16 protein-coding genes and 2 tRNA genes are annotated in these 16770 nt (G+C 66.9%); 8 read left to right on the forward strand and 10 right to left on the reverse strand.

From position 1 onward, the window contains the following. Positions 1 to 2 precede the first annotated feature (2 nt). The 5 genes from ASF68_RS11070 (at position 3) to pknB (ending at position 7644) form a co-directional block, all read left to right on the forward strand. Entirely contained in the window at positions 3 to 1247 is a 1245-nt protein-coding gene (locus ASF68_RS11070; RefSeq protein WP_056010180.1) for a Stp1/IreP family PP2C-type Ser/Thr phosphatase, read from the forward strand. Then, on the forward strand, positions 1237 to 2634 hold the full coding sequence (locus tag ASF68_RS11075) for an FtsW/RodA/SpoVE family cell cycle protein (RefSeq protein WP_056010182.1): 1398 nt from the start codon (positions 1237 to 1239) through the stop codon (positions 2632 to 2634). Before ASF68_RS11070 ends, ASF68_RS11075 begins: the two co-directional genes overlap by 11 nt. Beyond that, positions 2631 to 4106 (forward strand): penicillin-binding protein 2, encoded by a 1476-nt coding sequence (locus tag ASF68_RS11080; RefSeq protein WP_056010184.1) that lies wholly within the window; start codon positions 2631 to 2633, stop codon positions 4104 to 4106. Before ASF68_RS11075 ends, ASF68_RS11080 begins: the two co-directional genes overlap by 4 nt. After that, positions 4103 to 5848, forward strand: a complete 1746-nt coding sequence (locus tag ASF68_RS11085; RefSeq protein WP_056010185.1) for a protein kinase domain-containing protein — start codon at positions 4103 to 4105, stop codon at positions 5846 to 5848. Before ASF68_RS11080 ends, ASF68_RS11085 begins: the two co-directional genes overlap by 4 nt. Positions 5849 to 5952: 104 nt before the next feature. Further along, a complete protein-coding gene (gene pknB / locus ASF68_RS11090) occupies positions 5953 to 7644 on the forward strand; it encodes a Stk1 family PASTA domain-containing Ser/Thr kinase (RefSeq protein WP_056010187.1) in 1692 nt (563 codons plus the stop codon). Between the two features lie 192 nt (positions 7645 to 7836). Here the strand turns inward: pknB and ASF68_RS11095 are convergent, their stop codons facing one another. The 3 genes from ASF68_RS11095 to ASF68_RS11100 are packed head-to-tail and all read right to left on the reverse strand — an operon-like array spanning position 7837 to position 9472. Continuing rightward, positions 7837 to 8505 carry an aminodeoxychorismate/anthranilate synthase component II gene (locus tag ASF68_RS11095; RefSeq protein ID WP_056010189.1) on the reverse strand — a complete coding sequence of 223 codons (669 nt, stop codon included), beginning with the start codon at positions 8503 to 8505 and terminating at the stop codon, positions 7837 to 7839. After that, on the reverse strand, positions 8502 to 8663 hold the full coding sequence (locus ASF68_RS19080) for a hypothetical protein (RefSeq protein WP_164488336.1): 162 nt from the start codon (positions 8661 to 8663) through the stop codon (positions 8502 to 8504). The genes ASF68_RS11095 and ASF68_RS19080 overlap by 4 nt, the downstream gene beginning before the upstream one ends. 2 nt (positions 8664 to 8665) lie before the next feature. Further along, positions 8666 to 9472 (reverse strand): class E sortase, encoded by an 807-nt coding sequence (locus ASF68_RS11100; RefSeq protein ID WP_157580311.1) that lies wholly within the window; start codon positions 9470 to 9472, stop codon positions 8666 to 8668. 78 nt (positions 9473 to 9550) lie between these two features. Between ASF68_RS11100 and ASF68_RS11105 the strand changes: the two genes are divergently transcribed. Continuing rightward, entirely contained in the window at positions 9551 to 9796 is a 246-nt protein-coding gene (locus tag ASF68_RS11105; RefSeq protein ID WP_056010191.1) for a cell division protein CrgA, read from the forward strand. 427 nt (positions 9797 to 10223) lie between these two features. Here the strand turns inward: ASF68_RS11105 and ASF68_RS11110 are convergent, their stop codons facing one another. Next, on the reverse strand, positions 10224 to 10916 hold the full coding sequence (locus ASF68_RS11110) for a rhomboid family intramembrane serine protease (protein WP_235526791.1): 693 nt from the start codon (positions 10914 to 10916) through the stop codon (positions 10224 to 10226). A 165-nt stretch (positions 10917 to 11081) separates the two neighbouring features. Beyond that, positions 11082 to 11639: a peptidylprolyl isomerase gene (locus ASF68_RS11115; RefSeq protein ID WP_056010195.1), complete on the reverse strand. Its 558-nt coding sequence runs from the start codon at positions 11637 to 11639 to the stop codon at positions 11082 to 11084. 104 nt (positions 11640 to 11743) lie between these two features. On the opposite strand from ASF68_RS11115, the gene ASF68_RS11120 reads away from it, so the two are divergent. Beyond that, complete coding sequence (locus ASF68_RS11120; RefSeq protein ID WP_056010197.1) at positions 11744 to 12268, forward strand: hypothetical protein; 525 nt, start codon at positions 11744 to 11746, stop codon at positions 12266 to 12268. Between the two features lie 88 nt (positions 12269 to 12356). Here ASF68_RS11120 and ASF68_RS11125 read toward each other — a convergent pair whose 3' ends face one another. Beyond that, on the reverse strand, positions 12357 to 12779 hold the full coding sequence (locus tag ASF68_RS11125) for an NUDIX hydrolase (RefSeq protein ID WP_056010199.1): 423 nt from the start codon (positions 12777 to 12779) through the stop codon (positions 12357 to 12359). Between the two features lie 86 nt (positions 12780 to 12865). Here ASF68_RS11125 and ASF68_RS11130 point away from each other — a divergent pair, with 86 nt between their 5' ends. Continuing rightward, positions 12866 to 13282, forward strand: coding sequence for a hypothetical protein (locus tag ASF68_RS11130; protein ID WP_056010200.1), 417 nt, complete (start codon positions 12866 to 12868; stop codon positions 13280 to 13282). 91 nt (positions 13283 to 13373) lie between these two features. Here the strand turns inward: ASF68_RS11130 and ASF68_RS11135 are convergent. From ASF68_RS11135 to gyrA, 4 genes are all read right to left on the reverse strand, one after another. Then, a tRNA-Ala gene (locus ASF68_RS11135) sits at positions 13374 to 13446 on the reverse strand. Between the two features lie 56 nt (positions 13447 to 13502). Continuing rightward, a tRNA-Ile gene (locus ASF68_RS11140) sits at positions 13503 to 13576 on the reverse strand. A 74-nt stretch (positions 13577 to 13650) separates the two neighbouring features. Beyond that, the gene (locus ASF68_RS11145; RefSeq protein WP_056010202.1) at positions 13651 to 14058 is read right to left on the reverse strand and encodes a DUF3566 domain-containing protein; all 408 of its coding nucleotides are present in this window, start codon (positions 14056 to 14058) and stop codon (positions 13651 to 13653) included. Next, the gene (gyrA, locus tag ASF68_RS11150) at positions 14048 to 16672 is read right to left on the reverse strand and encodes a DNA gyrase subunit A (protein WP_056010204.1); all 2625 of its coding nucleotides are present in this window, start codon (positions 16670 to 16672) and stop codon (positions 14048 to 14050) included. The genes ASF68_RS11145 and gyrA overlap by 11 nt, the downstream gene beginning before the upstream one ends. Positions 16673 to 16770 lie beyond the last annotated feature (98 nt).

A 16770-nucleotide genomic window follows, 5' to 3' on the forward strand; every position in this document is an offset into this window, starting at 1 on the left:
CGGTGACGACCAGCGGCGCCGGCGCGGCGCTCTCCCATGTGGGTAAAGTGCGCTCAAACAACCAGGACTCCGGGTATTCCGGGCGTCACCTGTTCGTCGTCGCCGACGGCATGGGTGGCCACGCCGGAGGCGACGTCGCCTCCGCGATGGCACTGAACCGCATCATCGAGGCCGACGAGCCGTATCCCTCGTCGGAGGCGGCCGAGGCGACGCTGCAGGCGGCCATCCTCGCTGCGAACTCCATCCTCGGCGAGACGGTCTCGAAGCACCGGGAACTCACGGGCATGGGCACCACGGTGTCCGCCCTCGCGGTCATCGGCAACGAGGTCGCCATCGCCCACATCGGCGACTCCCGCATCTACCTGTTCCGCGAGGGCGAGCTCAGCCAGATCACGGTCGACCACACCTTCGTCCAGCGACTCGTCGACTCCGGCCGGATCACGGCGGAGGAGGCGATGGTGCACCCGCGTCGATCGGTGCTCATGCGCGTCCTCGGTGACGTCGACGCCTCGCCCGAGATCGACACGATGACGCTCGGCACGCAGCCAGGCGACCGCTGGATCCTCTGCTCCGACGGCCTCTCCGGCGTCGTCGACGAGCCGCACATCGCCGCGACGCTCACGGAGGAGTTGTCGGCGCAGCGGACCGCCGAGAAGCTCGTCCGACAGAGCCTCGACCGCGGCGCACCCGACAACGTGACGGTCGTCGTCGTCGACATCGTCGACCAGCCGGTCGGCGACGCCGATCCCGTCGTCGTCGGTTCCGCCTCGAAGCCCGTCGCCTTCGCCCTCACCCCCTCGGTGAAGAAGCCCTCGCTCATCCCGAACAGCTGGCTGCATCCCGGGCGGGTCACCTCGCTCGGCAACTCCCACTTCGAGCCGGCGTCGGAGGACTACCTCGACGAGCTCATCGAGGAGGACGAGCGCCGTGCGCGGCGCCGCCGCATCACCTGGCTCGTCGGCCTCATCGTCGTCATCGTCGCGATCGTCGGCGGCGTCGTGCTCGGCTACGCCTGGACCCAGACGCGCTACTTCGTCGGTGGCGACACCGACACGGTCGTCATCTACCAGGGCATCCAGCAGGACGTCGGGCCCATCCAGCTGTCGAGCGTCAAGGAGGACACGGGCATCCCCCTCGGTTCGCTCTCCGACTTCGACCGCCAGGCGGTCGACCAGACCATCAGCGCGTCCTCGTTCTCCGAGGCCCTCGACATCGTGAAACGTCTGCGGGTGACCGATGACCAGTGACGTCGCAGCCCCGATCCAGGCCGACACCGGCGTCATCAAGACGATGCGTCGGCTCCGGCTCCCGAAGAAGCTCCGCAACCTCGAGCTGGCCCTGCTCATCTTCGCGTTCGCGATCAACGCGGTCGCCGTCATGCTCGTGCAGCTCGGCGCGCTCGGTCATCTCGACTTCGCCCTGATCACCTTCGGCTCGGGGCTGTCGCTCCTCGTCCTCGCGTTCCACATCGTGCTCCGCTACACGGCGGCGGAGGCCGACCCGTTCCTCCTACCGATCGCCACGGTGCTCGGCGGGATCGGCATCGCGGAGATCTACCGGATCGACATCGCCCTCGGCGACTCCGGCTGGGAGAGCGCCGCCGTCCGCCAGATGGTGTGGAGTGCGATCGCCATCGGCGGGGCCATCGCGGTCGTCCTCATCATCCGGAACCACCGCATCCTCTTCAAGTACACCTACGTCGCCGGTCTCTTCGCGTTCGTGCTCCTCCTGCTGCCCCTGCTCCCGGGCATCGGCCGGGAGGTCAACGGTGCACGCGTCTGGATCGGTATCGGTGACGCGGTCACCTTCCAGCCCGGTGAGATCGCGAAGATCGCCCTCGCCGTCTTCTTCGCCGGCTACCTCGTCCGCACCCGCGACAGCCTGTCGATGGTGGGCAAGAAGTTCCTCGGTGTCCAGTTCCCCCGGCTGCGCGACCTCGGCCCGATCCTCGTGGTGTGGGCGATGGCGATGGGCGTGATCGTCTTCCAGCGCGACCTCGGAACGGGTCTGCTCTACTTCGGCATGTTCCTCGTCATGCTCTACGTCGCCACGAGCCGCGCCAGCTGGATCATCATCGGCCTCACCATGTTCTTCGCCGGCGCGTTCATCGCCGGCCAGACGCTGTCCTACGTCGCCGGTCGCTTCCACAACTGGTGGGACGCCTTCAACCCCGAGGTCTTCGACCGCGACGGCGGCAGCTACCAGCTCGTCCAGGGGATCTTCGGCCTCGCCCACGGCGGGCTGCTCGGTACCGGTCTCGGCCAGGGCATGCCGGAGATCACGCCGGTCCCGCAGAGCGACTACATCATCGCCAGCCTCGGTGAGGAGCTCGGTCTCGCCGGTCTGTTCGCCATCTTCGCGCTCTACCTGCTGCTCGTCTCCCGCGGATTCCGGGTCGGCTACGCGGGCACCGACGACTTCGGCAAGCTGCTCTCGATCGGCCTGGCGTTCACGGTCGCCCTGCAGGTCTTCGTCGTCGTCGGCGGCGTGACGCGCATCATCCCGCTCACCGGTCTCACCACGCCGTTCCTGGCCGCCGGTGGATCGTCCCTCGTCGCGAACTGGATCATCATCGCCGTGCTGCTGCGCATCTCCGACACGGTCCGAACCCAACCCAAGGCGGTGGTCTCATGAATCGTGAACTCAAGCGGGTGAGCATCGTCGTCCTGGCGATGTTCCTGGCCCTGTTCGGGTCGACGACCATCATCCAGATGTTCCAGGCCGACACCCTCAACGCGGACGGCCGCAACACGCGCACGCTGTACGACAGCTATCGCACGGAACGCGGTCCCATCCTCCTGACGGACGGCACCGCGATCGCCTCGTCGGTCGCGAGCGACGACGAGTACAAGTACCAGCGGGTCTACGCGAACGGTCCGTTGTACGCGCCCGTCACCGGTTACTTCTCGCCGACGCAGGGGTCCTCCGGGCTCGAGCTCGCCACGAACGACTACCTGAGCGGTACGTCGAACTCGCAGTTCCTCGACTCCATCAACCGGCTCATCTCCGGGCAAGCTCCCAAGGGTGCCGCCGTCGAGGTCACGCTCGACCCCGTCGTGCAGCAGGCCGCGTTCGACGCCCTCGGCGACCAGGAGGGCGCGATCGTCGCGATCGAGCCGAAGACCGGCAAGATCCTCGCGTCGGTGTCGAGCCCCGGCTACGACCCGAACGTGCTCGCGAGCCACGACAACGCCGCCGTCCTCGACGCCTACCGCGCCCTCGACGACGACGACCGTCAGCCCTTGCTGAACAAGGGTGTCGACGGCGACCTCGATCCGCCCGGGTCCACGTTCAAGCTCGTCACCGCGGCGGCCGCGTTCGCCTCCGGCCAGTACACGCCGGAGTCGGAGTTCCCGAACCCGTCGACGTACACCCTCCCCGGCACGAGCACCGTGATCCGCAACTCGGAGGGCGGCAGCTGCGGCGGTGGGGCGACCGTCTCCATCGCGACGGCCGTCCAGCTCAGCTGCAACATCCCGCTGGCGGAGCTCGGTGTCGAACTCGGCTACGAGAAGATCCGCGACATGGCGCAGAGCTTCGGCTTCAACATGGACGTGAACATCACGGGCACCGGCCTCAACCCCATGCCGATGCAGCCGAGCACGTTCCCCAACGCGCTGAGCGACGACCAGACCGCCATGGCCGCCTTCGGGCAGTACACGGTCCGGGCCTCGGCGCTCCAGATGGCCATGGTCTCCGCGGGTATCGCGAACGGCGGTGTCGTCTGCAACCCGCAGCTCGTCAACCGCGTCGTGAACCCGGATCTGAGCGTGCTGAAGGAGTTCGAACCAGCGCAGTTGTCGCAGCCGATCACGAGCGAGGTGGCCAAGGAGATCACGGACATCATGGTCCAGGGCGTCCAGAGCGGTGCTGCGACTAATGCAAGAATAGATGGGGTCGATGTGGCTGGAAAGACAGGCACGGCACAGAACGGATCGGACGATCCGTACACGCTGTGGTTCACCGGTTTCGCGCCCGCGGACGACCCCAAGGTCGCCGTGGCGGTCGTTGTTGAAGATGGCGGTGGACTCGGACAGGACGGTTACGGCAACCTCGTGGCCGCGCCGATCGCGAAGAAAGTACTAGAGGCGGTGCTGAATAAATGAGACCGACAGCCGGGCTGACCTTCGGGGGTCGCTACGAACTGCAATCTCGTATTGCGATCGGTGGAATGGGCGAGGTGTGGCAGGCCACTGACCTCGTCATCGGCCGGACCATCGCCATCAAGATCCTCAAGGACGAGTACATGGGGGACCCCGGGTTCCTCGAGCGCTTCCGTGCCGAGGCTCGGCACGCCGCCCTGGTGAATCACGAGGGCATCGCCAACGTCTTCGACTACGGCGAGGAGGACGGCAGCGCCTTCCTCGTCATGGAGCTCGTCCCCGGCGAGGCGCTCTCGACCGTCCTCGAGCGCGAGCGCGTGCTCCCCACCGACAAGGTGCTCGACATCGTCGCGCAGACCTCGTCGGCACTGCAGGCCGCGCATGCCGCCGGCCTCGTCCACCGCGACATCAAGCCGGGCAACCTGCTCATCACGCCCGACGGCCGCGTCAAGATCACCGACTTCGGCATCGCCCGCATCGCCGACCAGGTGCCGCTCACCGCGACCGGTCAGGTCATGGGAACGGTCCAGTACCTCTCGCCGGAGCAGGCGAGCGGGCACCCGGCGTCGCCGTCGACCGACATCTACTCGCTCGGCATCGTCGCGTACGAGTGCCTGGCCGGACGTCGTCCGTTCACGGGCGAGTCGCAGGTCGCCATCGCGATGGCCCAGATCAACGAGGCCCCGCCGGAGCTCCCGGTCACGATCGCCGAGCCGGTCCGCCGTTTCGTCATGTCGATGATCGCCAAGAACCCGGTCGATCGTCCCGCGTCCTCCGCGCACGTCGCCCGGGCCGCCCAGGCCCTCCGCCGTGGCGACCTCAACGCTGCGGCCGCAGCCGTCCCGATGATCCTCGGTGGAGCCGGCGAAGCCGCGACCACCGTGATGGACCAGACGCGCCGCATGCCGGCCGCCGACGACGCCACCACGCAGCTGCTGTCGGCCGCGGAGGCCGAGCAGTTCGAGGACGACGCAGCGGTCGAGGGCGAGAAGAAGAAGCGCAGCAAGTGGACCTGGCCGCTCATCGGTCTCGTCGCGCTCCTCGTCATCGTGCTGGTGGGTTCGCTCATCGCGGTGTTCGCGAACCAGGGGAACGATGCCGGCGGGACCACGCCGTCGGCGACCGCCAGCTCCGCCACCCCGACGAAGACCAAGACCCCGACGCCGACACCCACCCCGACGCCGACCGTCTTCCCGATCAACCTGAGCGACCTCCAGGGCCGGTCCTTTGAAGAGCTCAACACGATCTTCAGTGCCCCGCCCTACAACTTCAGCGTCTCGAAGAACGTCGGCAACCCGGCGACGTCTCCCGAGCAGGTCGACACCGTCTACGACGTGAACCCCACGGGCAACGTCAAGACCGGTTCGGCCATCACGCTGACCGTCTACGACGAGGTCGCCGTCATCGACCCGCCGACCGAGGCGCCGAAGCTCGACCAGTCCTCGCTCGACGACGGATCGCTCGTCATCCCGAAGGACGCCACCTCGACCACGATCAAGGTGGACTGGCTCGCGCTGCAGAACGCCTGCCCGACCGGTGCGGACTTCCTCGGTTACACCGTCGCCGTCTCCGGTGGGTACTTCCAGAACAACTCCTCCGGGCAGTTCGACGCGAACACCACCACCGGCACCATCACGGTCGACGCCGTGGGGCAGCTGACGGTGTCGTACGCGGTCCGATGCAGCACCGGCACCTCGTCCGGATCGCCGTCGTCGACCGCGGTCAACGTCATCAAGGAACAGTAGGCCGATGCCTCCGCGAGTGCTCTCAGGGTCATCCCTGAGAGCGCTCGAAGGGCGCGCGAGTAAGCTGTTAGTGTTTGTCCTCCAAGCGAATTCAGGGGTGGTACGTGGCTGACGATCAACGCCTGCTCGCAGGTCGATACGTCGTCGGCGACCTCATCGGTCGCGGAGGCATGTCCAACGTCTTCCGCGGTGTCGACACCAAGCTCGGGCGCACCGTCGCCATCAAAGTCCTGAAGTCGACGCTCGCTACCGACCCAGCGTTCCGGTCCCGCTTCCGCCAGGAGGCACAGGCCGCGTCGCGCATGGCGCACCCCACGATCGTCCGTGTGTACGACGCCGGCGAGGAGCGCGTGAAGGACGGCTCCGGCCACGATCTCATCGAACCGTTCATCGTCATGGAGTACGTCGAAGGGCGGATGCTCAAGGACCTCATCGCCGAGGGCCCGGTGGCAGCGGACGAGGCGGTACGGATCGCGCACAGCATCCTCACCGCGCTCGAATACTCGCATCGTGCCGGCGTCGTCCACCGCGACATCAAGCCGGGCAACGTCATGATCACGACGGCCGGCGACGTCAAGGTCACCGACTTCGGCATCGCCCGCGCCGTCTCCGACTCGTCGACCACCGTCGCGCAGACCACCGCCATCCTCGGTACGGCCGCCTACTTCTCCCCGGAGCAGGCCAAGGGCGAGACGGTCGACGCACGGACGGACCTCTACTCGACCGGTGTCGTGCTCTTCGAGATGCTGACGGGCAAGGCGCCGTTCCGCGGCGACACCGCTGTCGCCGTCGCGTACCAGCACGTCAGCGAGCGACCGGTGAAGCCGAGCTCGATCAACCCGAAGGTGTCTCCTGCCCTCGACCAGGTGGTGCTCCGCGGCCTCGCGAAGGACCGCTTCGAGCGCTATCAGAGCGCGGTCGAGTTCCGCGAGGACCTCGACGAGGCCGGCGCCGGTCATGTCCCCGTCCGTCGCGACGACCACGACTCCCTGTTCGGCCCCTCGCCGACGGCCGCTTCGAGCACCGAACAGGCGATCCGCCAGCTCACCTCCGACGACACGGTCACGCGCACCCAGCGTCGGCCACCGGTCGTGTGGATCTGGGCTGCGGTCGCCGGTATCGCGGTCATCCTCTTCTCGCTGGTGTTCTGGGTCGTGCAACTCCCGCCGGCCACCAGCATCTCCACCGACTCCCGCGAGGTCCCCGATCTCGTCGATGCCACGTGGGAGAGCGCCAACAGCACGATCGAGCAGCTCGAGCTCGTGCCCACGAAGTTCGACGAGGCCAGCAGCGACTACGAGGCCGGGCACGTGATCCGCACCGATCCGCCGAGCGGCACGACGGTCACGAAGAACACGCAGATCAAGGTCTACGTCTCCACCGGCCGTGTGCAGGTCGAGATCCCGGACGTCACCAACCAGTCGTCAGAGGCCGCCTGGGCCGCCATCGCCGCCGCAGGGCTCACCCAGGGCTCCGTGACGCGCGAGAACTCGCCGACCGTGCCGGCAGGTGTGGTGCTCCGGATGGATCCCGCAGCGGGGACCTCGGTCGATCAGGGCTCCGCGGTGAACCTCGTCGTGTCGAGCGGCAACGTGACCCTGACGGACGTCGTCGGCCAGCCGCTCGTCGATGCGACCAACTACCTGCAGGACTCGACGAGGCAGTTCGTCGTGCAGCCGCAGGCGGATGCGACCTGCAAGGCCGTCGCCGGCGATCCGGTGAAGGCGATGTCACCTGGCCCGGGAGACGTCCCGCAGAAGTCCGTCATCACCCTGACGTACTGCACCGGCCCGTAGGCCTCCTCGACCCCTGAGCCGCCTGCCCGTCCCTGAGCTGCACCCCGGCACCTGAGCCGCACCCCGCGGTCCCTGAGCTTGTCGAAGGGCCCGTCCCTCAGCGAACCCCGGCCCCTGAGTCCCGGTCCCTGAGAGAACCCCCGCTCCCTGAGCCTGTCGAAGGGCCGTAGCCCGGCAACCGGCCTCAGCCCCTCAGCGCACCCCGGTCCCTGAGCTTGTCGAAGGGCTTCGCTGCATGAGTGGGCTGAGCCCCGCCGCCCGCTGCCTGGCGCCCTGCAGCCCGGCTGTCTCGAGCCAGTTCGCCAGGAGGCGATAGCCTCCCTCGGACAGCACGGACTCCGGATGGAACTGGACGCCGTGGATGGGCGCCTCGCGGTGTCGGAGCCCCATGATGACGCCGCCGACCGTCCGACTGGTGACCTCGAGGTCTCCGGGGACGGTGCCGTCGACGACGGCGAGGGAGTGGTAGCGAGTGGCGCTGAAAGGGTGGGGGACGCCTTCGTAGAGCATGCTGCCGTCGTGTTCGATCGACGAGGTCTGGCCGTGCATGAGTTCCTCGGCGGTGCCGACCGTTGCCCCGAACGCTTCGGCGATCGCTTGGTGCCCGAGGCACACGCCCAAGAGCGGGGTGCCGGTGGTGTGCGCGGCCAGTACGGCGGCGACGGAGATGCCGGCGTCCGAGGGACGTCCTGGTCCAGGTGAGACGAGAACACCGTCCACCTCGCGGATGCGGTCCTCGAGGTCGTCGACGTCGATGCCGTCGTTCCGCACGACGGTGGTCTCAGCGCCCAGTTGCTCGACGTATCCGATCAGCGTGTAGACGAAGCTGTCGTAGTTGTCGATGACCAGGATGCGGGTCATTCCTCGCCGACGGTCACGTTCTGATCGACGATGAACGAGTCCACGTAGGGGAAGACCCAGGTGAAGAGCGCGGCCACCACGGCCACGAACAGCACGATGAGGATGATGATCCTCAGCCACACGGGTCCGGGGAGGACCCTCCAGAGTGCGCCGTACATCGTCAGCCTCCTGCGGCCGCGACGGACGCGGCGATCTCGGCGGGCGGTCCGGCGGACAGTGGCTGCCAGGACTCGTACACCGCGTAAGCGATACTGCGTTCCGCCGTCGAGTAGAGCGGGTTGCAGGTGGTCAGGGTGAGGATGCGCTGTGTGGGCGCGACGCCGTCCAACTGGGGAACCGGGTTCAGCACCTCGACCTGTGTGGGCAGGACGTAGGTGATGTTCCGGAACACGTAGGTGTAGTAGCCGTCTGCGGTCTGCACGTAGACGCGGTCGCCGATCTGCAGGTCGCTGATCAGCGTCATCGCGCCGCCGTAGGCCTTGCGGTGTCCGGCGACCACGAAGTTGCCGACCTCACCCGGCATCTGCGTGCTGGGGTAGTGACCGACGCCGAGGTCGAAGCTGTTGAGGACGGTCGCCGTGTCGACGCCCTCGGCGACGACGCGACGGTAGTCCGCTCCGTACCGGGGCACGTAGAGCACGGCGAAGGGATCGCCGGGGGCCGGGCGGGCCGTCACCGGCGGTTCGCCGTAGTTGGGGGCGCCGCTCGCATCGACGGTCGGCTCCGGTGCCGGCTCCGTCTCGGCGTTCGCGATCCACTGCTGTGACTGGTTGGATGCGGCGTTCGCCTGGCTGCCGGCCATGATCATGTCGTTCCACCAGAGCTGCCAAGCCAGGAACAGCAGGACGACCATGCCTGCCGTGATGAGGAGCTCTCCCGCGACGCCGAAGACGCTGATGCGGTGCTTCGCCGGGGCGCGGCGCTCGGAGGCGCGTGCGCTCGCTCGCGAGGGAAGGTCGTCTGTCACCCATGGATTCTACCCAGAAGAACCTCGGTTCAGCTGATCCTCAAGGCAGCGATTGAGCTGAACAGGTAGAATGTCGGCATGGCACGCACGAAGGCACGCACCAAACCGTCCCGCGAACCCGAGCAGAGGAGCGGCGAGCCCGCACCGAACGCCGTCTGGTTCAAGCCGGTCATGTTCGGGTTCATGCTCCTCGGCCTCGCCTGGATCGTCGTCTACTACCTGAGCGGCACGCTGCTGCCGGTGCAGTCCCTCGGGCCGTGGAACATCCTCGTCGGCTTCGGCATCGCCTTCATCGGGTTCCTCATGACCACCAGGTGGCGCTAGCCCCACCCCAATACTTCGTGCACAGCGGGTCGTCCTTCGGACGGCCCGCTGTTTCGTGCGCGGAGCACCCAGCCGACCGAGTTCTCCACAGGAATGTGGAGAACTTCCCGGTTATCCACACCGCGCTGTGGAGAACTCCACAGGCCCGCGGAAACACGGGGAATGACAACCGTGTAATTATCCCCAGTGTTCATAACTCTGTGGATAACTCTCGCAACCTTCAACGTGGGCTGCATGGTTGAGCCTTCGTGGGCTCGGCGCACACGAACGCTCCGACGGCCCCGACCGATGGACGCGAAGCGAGTGTGGTTCGGGATCGCCGACGAGGCCAGGTCGGCAGCCCCGACCAGGTCACCGAGCTGGACCAGGTCAACGAGCTGGACCCGGTCACCGAGCCGGACCCGGTCACCGAGCCTGTCGAGGTGCGTCAGACCAGCGCGGGGACCAGGCTCGCGCCGACCAAGGCGAGGCTCACGGCGCCGATGAGGACCACCTGGAGGGGCTGCTGCGTGCGCTTCCGGGTGTTGACGAGGATGAGGCCGATGAGGGCGCCACCGACGAGGCCGCCCAGGTGGGCCTGCCACGCGATGTTCACACCCGGGATGAACCCGATCACGAGGTTGATGCCGAGGAGCACCAGGAGCCCGCGGGTGTCCGCGCCCATCCTGCGTTGGATGACGAGGAACGCGCCGAGGAGGCCGAAGATGGCTCCCGATGCACCGACGACGGCGGTCTGCGGGGCGGAGAGGAACAACACGCCGAGGGAGCCCGCGAACCCGGCGACGAGGTACAGCGCGAGGAAGCGCCAGTGGCCGAGCATGGTCTCGAGGATCCGGCCGAAGATCCAGAGCGTGTACATGTTCAGCAGGATGTGGAAGATGAACCCCTGCGAGTGCACGAAGACCGCGGTCAGCATCCGCCAGGGCTGGAAGGCGCCGTAGGCGGGATCCGAGTACACGCCGGCGTACAGCAGGGCGTTGGTGACGCCGAGCCCGGGAATCCATTGCAGGAGGAACACGAACGCCGTCACGGCGATGATCGCGTAGGTGACGATCGGGGAGGAGTTGCTGATCCTCGCGCCGATCCGGTTGCGCGGGGCGCTCTGGCGTTGCGCCTTCATGTCCTCGGGGCAGATGAAACCGACTGCCCCGGGCGTCTGGCATTCGCCGCAGATCGTCCGACCACAGCGCTGGCAGAGCACGAAGCTCTGACGGTCTGGGTGGCGATAGCAGACGTTGGCCGACGGATCCCGGGGCAGGGTCACGGTCTGTCCTCCGAGTCGGGTCTACGCCTCGGAAATGGTGACGCTCTGCAGGACGACCGGCTCGATCGGCTTGTCGCCGGCACCGGTCGGGACTGCCTGGATGGCGTCGACGACGGCGCGGGAGTCGGCGTCGGCGACCTCACCGAAGATGGTGTGCTTGCCCTGGAGCCACTGCGTCGGAACGGTGGTGATGAAGAACTGCGAGCCGTTGGTGCCTTCGACGGCACCGGTGATCGCGTTGCGGCGCTTGCCGGCGTTCGCCATGGCGAGGATGTAGGGCTCGTCGAAGGTGAGCTCCGGGTGGATCTCGTCGTCGAAGTTGTAGCCCGGGCCGCCGGTGCCGGTGCCGAGCGGGTCGCCGCCCTGGATCATGAAGGCGGGGATGATGCGGTGGAAGATGAGGTCGCTGTACAGCGCGTCGTTCCGGGTCTGGCCCGTCTTCGAGTCCGTCCACTCGCGCCCGCCGGTCGCCAGGTCGGTGAAGTTCTTGACCGTCTTGGGAGCGTGGTCTCCGAAGAGGTTGACCTTGATCTCACCGTGGTTGGTGTGCAACGTGGCGACTGCGGTGTGCTTTGACATACAGACAATTCTTGCACAAGGGTTCGGGACTCTCGGATGGTATCCAGGGGTCTAAGTGGCAAGATGGAGGTTACGTTGTTGCCGCGATCATTGGAGATGACCACATGAGCCTGTCACGCAAGCGCCGGAAAGAGCTCAAGAAGCTCAAGGGTTCCGCTGCCGACCTCTGGGACTCCCAGCAGGATGTACTCAACCACGCCAACGAGGTCGCTCGTGAGGTGAGCCGTCAGCTCGGGAACTTCTCGAAGGAGCAGGTGGCGCCTGTCGTCCGCGACACCTACGAGCACCGCGTCGTCCCCACGGTCGACCGCGGTATCAAGTACTCGCGGAACGCCGTCGACGGCGTGAAGCACGGCATCTCGCACGGCGTCGTCCCCGCTGTCGGTGGCGTCGTCGGCACGGTGCTGAGCATCGGCGACATCGCGAAGGACACGCGCGTGCAGTCGGCGCTGCGTCGCCTCCACGTCCCCGAGCAGGTGCTGCCCGCCAAGAAGGGTGCCGGTGCCGGTACCGTCATCGCGATCGGCCTGGGCGTCCTCGCCGCGGCCGGTGTCGCGTACGCCGTCTGGCAGACGTTCCGTGCCGACGACGAGCTCTGGGTCTCCGACGAGGAGCCCGCGGCTTCCTGAGTTCGCTTCGCACGACGCAGCCCCTCACCGGTTCCGACCGGGGAGGGGCTTTGTGTTGTGCGGGCCGCGTGTGCCGCGGTCGCTTGCCTCAGATGAGGCCGGCGAAGCGTCGGCCGACGTCGACGAGGCTGACGCGGTCGAGCGAGCCGACCTCCTCGAGCGGGTACCACGCCGCATAGTCGGTGCTGCCATCGGCCTCATAGGTCAGGGTGCCGCCGGTGAGGTGCGCCCGGTACACGATCCGCAGGGTGTGGAGCGGCCCGGTGGCCGTCGAGCTGAGGCGACGCTCAGCGGGCACGACCTGCGAGTCGACGCCGATCAGCTCGTCGAGCTCTGCGTGGTACCCGGTCTCCTCGAACACCTCGCGGACCGCCGCGTCGGCCGGGTCCTCACCAGGGTCGATCCCGCCGCCGGGAAGCGTCCAGCCGCTGTGTCCGCTTTCGTTCCAGTGGGAGAGCAGCATGCCCCGTTCGTCGACGATGACGGCATATGCAGCGACGCGGATGTCCATGTCGCCAGCTTAACCGCCGTCGCTCGGGGAACGGGCAACGCTGCTACCGTCGAGCCTCCGGCGGGGGCCGGTGAGACGGGGGCACCATGCAGGCGACGAGGCGACGACGCACTTGGACGGCGGCTGTCCTCATCGCTGCGGCCGTGGTGCTGGACGTCTCGCTGCATCTCTACCCGCTTCGGCTCCTGATCCTGGATTTCGGACGCGCCGAGGGCGCCGCCGTTCCGTCCACCGAGGCGATGCGGTTCCCACACGGCACCACGCTGATGAGCGTGCGGAGCGAATGCGCCAGCGGCGGGTGCTGGTCGCTCTTCACCGTGAGACCCCCGGCAGGATCCGATCGAGCGGCGTTCGAGGACACCTACCTCGTCGACCGCGGCCGATTGGACGGCACCCTCTGGGATCCACGGCCGATCACCGTGTCGGCTGAAGAGTTCGGCGACGATGTGTGGGTCGTGCGCGGCGACTACTGGACCGACTGGTTGTGGCGGCCGAGCGAGTGACACATCGTAGACGGCGATGTAGCGGTGCTCGCGAGCTGCTTGCTCGAACAAGAACAGCCCCCGTCGAGTGACGGAGGCTGCTTCTCGATTGTGGAGCCTGGGAGAATCGAACTCCCGACATCCTGCTTGCAAAGCAGGCGCTCTACCAACTGAGCTAAGGCCCCGAACAGATCCGGATGCGAGATCCTGATCCATCGAGTGTGTTGCGTGTCGTGCAGGGTGGGGCTACCAGGACTTGAACCTGGGACCTCTTCGTTATCAGCGAAGCGCTCTAACCGCCTGAGCTATAGCCCCGTTTTGAACCTTGATGAGACTACCCGATTCCCAGCGCAACTCATAATCGAGCGACGCTGGGACCGGGAGGAAGGTCAGTTGTTGGTGAACCCGACGAGGAGACCACCCGTGATCTTCACGCTGAGGTTGTAGAGCCCCGCGAGGAGGGCACCCATCAGCGTGATGACGATCAGGTTGAGCAGCGCCACGATTCCGGCGAAGGCCATGACCTGCGGCAGGTTGACGTACTGGAGGATGTTGTTTCCGGGGCCGGCGATGTCGGTGAAGAGCCCGCCCACCTTGGTGAAGACACCCGTGGTGTTGAGCACGGTGTACACCAGGAAGAAGAACACCACGATGACCACGGCGACCGCGATCGCCGCCAGGAACGACAGCTTCACCGCCGACCAGAAGTCGATGTACACCAGCTTGAGGCGCACCTGCTTGGTGCTGGTGCGTTTGGTCGACTTCTTGGCCAACTTCTCTGCGACGCTACTGCTCATCTACTTCTTCCTTCATCGCCGGAGTCTCGTCCGGCACGGATGCTTCGGGTTCTGCACCCTCCAGAGCCGCTGCGTCTGCAACCGTCTCCGGAACATCCTGGGTCTCAAGGTTTCGGTCACTGTTCTTGGCCAGCGCGATGATTCGGTCGCTCTCCGCGAAACGTGCGAAGACGACGCCCATCGTGTCGCGCCCCTTCGCTGGAACTTCGGCCACGGCAGACCTTACCACCTTGCCACTGGCAAGAACCACAAGGACCTCGTCGCCCTCATCGACGATCAGGGCGCCGGCGAGCGTGCCTCGATCGTCGTTCAGCTTGGCCACCTTGATGCCCAGACCACCGCGGTTCTGACCGCGGTACTGGTCGATGTTGGTGCGCTTGGCGAACCCGCCTTCGGTGACGACGAACACGAACGCTTCCCGTTCCTCGCCCTCGAGCGACGGCAGGACCGAGGCGGACAACAGCTTGTCCTCGTCTCGGAAGTGCATCCCGATGACGCCGCTGGTGGCACGTCCCATCGGTCGCAGCGTCTCGTCGCTCGCGGTGAAGCGGATCGACATCCCCTTGCGGGAGACGAGCAGGATGTCGCTGTCGTTCTCCACGAGGAGGGCCGAGGTGAGCTCGTCGCCCTCGCGCAGGTTGATCGCGATGATGCCGCCGGAGCGGTTCGTGTCGTACTCCGAGAGGGCCGTCTTCTTGACGAGACCGTCGTGCGTCGCGAGGACGAGGTAGGTGGCCGCCTCGTAGTCGCGGATGTCGAGGATCTCGGCGATCTCCTCGTCGGGCTGCATGGCGAGCAGGTTCGCGACGTGCTGGCCCTTCGCGTCGCGGCCGGCCTCCTGCAGCTCGTACGCCTTCGCGCGGTACACACGACCCTTGGTGGTGAAGAAGAGGAGCCAGTGGTGCGTCGTCGTGACGAAGAAGTGGTCGACCACGTCGTCCGCGCGCAGCTGGGCACCCTTCACGCCCTTGCCGCCGCGGTGCTGCTGACGGTAGTTGTCGCTCCGCGTCCGCTTGATGTATCCGCCGCGGGTGACGGTGATGACCATCTCCTCCTCGGGGATGAGGTCTTCCATGTTCATGTCGCCGTCGAAGCCGAACATGATCTCGGTGCGGCGGTCGTCACCGTACCGGTCGACGATCGCGGTGAGCTCCTCGCTGACGATCTGCCGCTGGCGCTCGGGCTTCGCGAGGATGTCCTTGAGGTCGGCGATCTGCGCCTCGATCTCGGCAGCCTCGTCGATGATCTTCTGACGTTCCAGCGCTGCGAGACGACGCAGCTGCATGTCGAGGATGGCGCTCGCCTGGAGCTCGTCGATCTCGAGGAGGTCCATCAGGCCGGTCCGCGCCTCGTCGGCCGACGGCGAGCGACGGATGAGGGCGATGACCTCGTCCAATGCGTCGAGCGCCTTGAGGTAGCCGCGGAGGATGTGCGCGCGCTCCTCCTTCTTCCGCAGGCGGAACACCGTACGGCGGACGATGACCTCGACCTGGTGGGTGACCCAGTTGGTGATGAAGCCGTCGAGCGGCAGGGTGCGCGGGATGCCGTCCACGATCGCGAGCATGTTCGCACCGAAGTTGTCCTGCAGCGGCGTGTGCTTGTAGAGGTTGTTGAGGACGACCTTCGCGACCGCGTCGCGCTTGAGCACGATCACGAGTCGCTGGCCGGTGCGGCCGGAGGTCTCGTCGCGGATGTCGGCGACGCCGCCGAGGCGACCCTCCTTGACGAGGTCGGCGATCTTCAGCGCCAGGTTGTCGGGGTTCACCTGGTACGGCAGCTCGGTGACGACCAGGCAGGTACGACCCTGGATCTCCTCGACGTTCACGACGGCGCGCATCGTGATGGAGCCGCGGCCCGTCCGATACGCGTCCTGGATGCCCTTGATGCCGAGGATCTGGGCACCGGTGGGGAAGTCCGGTCCCTTGATGCGCTGCATGAGCGCCTCGAGGAGCTCCTCACGGCTGGCGTCGGGGTTCGACAGGTGCCACAGGGCGCCGTCGGCGACCTCGCGCAGGTTGTGCGGCGGGATGTTGGTGGCCATGCCGACCGCGATACCGACGGAACCGTTGACGAGCAGGTTCGGGAACCGCGCCGGCAGGACGACCGGCTCCTGCGATTCTCCGTCGTAGTTCGGCTGGAAGTCGACGGTCTCCTCGTCGATGTCGCGCACCATCTCCATCGCGAGCGGCGCCATCTTCGTCTCGGTGTACCGAGGGGCCGCAGCGCCGTCGTTACCGGGCGAACCGAAGTTGCCCTGGCCGAGCGCGAGCGGGTAGCGGAGGCTCCACGGCTGGACGAGACGCACCAGGGCGTCGTAGATCGCGGTGTCGCCGTGGGGGTGGAACTGGCCCATGACGTCGCCGACCACGCGCGCGCACTTGGAGAAGGAGCGGTCGGGACGGTATCCGCCGTCGTACATCGCGTAGATGACCCGGCGGTGGACGGGCTTCAGGCCGTCGCGGACGTCCGGAAGCGCACGGCCGACGATGACACTCATCGCGTAGTCGAGGTAGCTGCGCTGCATCTCGAGCTGGAGGTCGACCTGGTCGATGCGGCCGTGTACGCCGTGGTCCTCGTCGGGGACCACTACCTCGTCGTTGGTTTCGTCTGCCATGTTCTCTACGTTCTCTCGATCCTCGAGCGGTTCGAGTGTTGATCAGTGTCGTTGCGCGGTGACAGGGTTCTGGTCCCGGTCCCTGAGCCCGCCGGAGG

This window comes from Plantibacter sp. Leaf314, assembly GCF_001423185.1.
Lineage (GTDB): Bacteria > Actinomycetota > Actinomycetes > Actinomycetales > Microbacteriaceae > Plantibacter.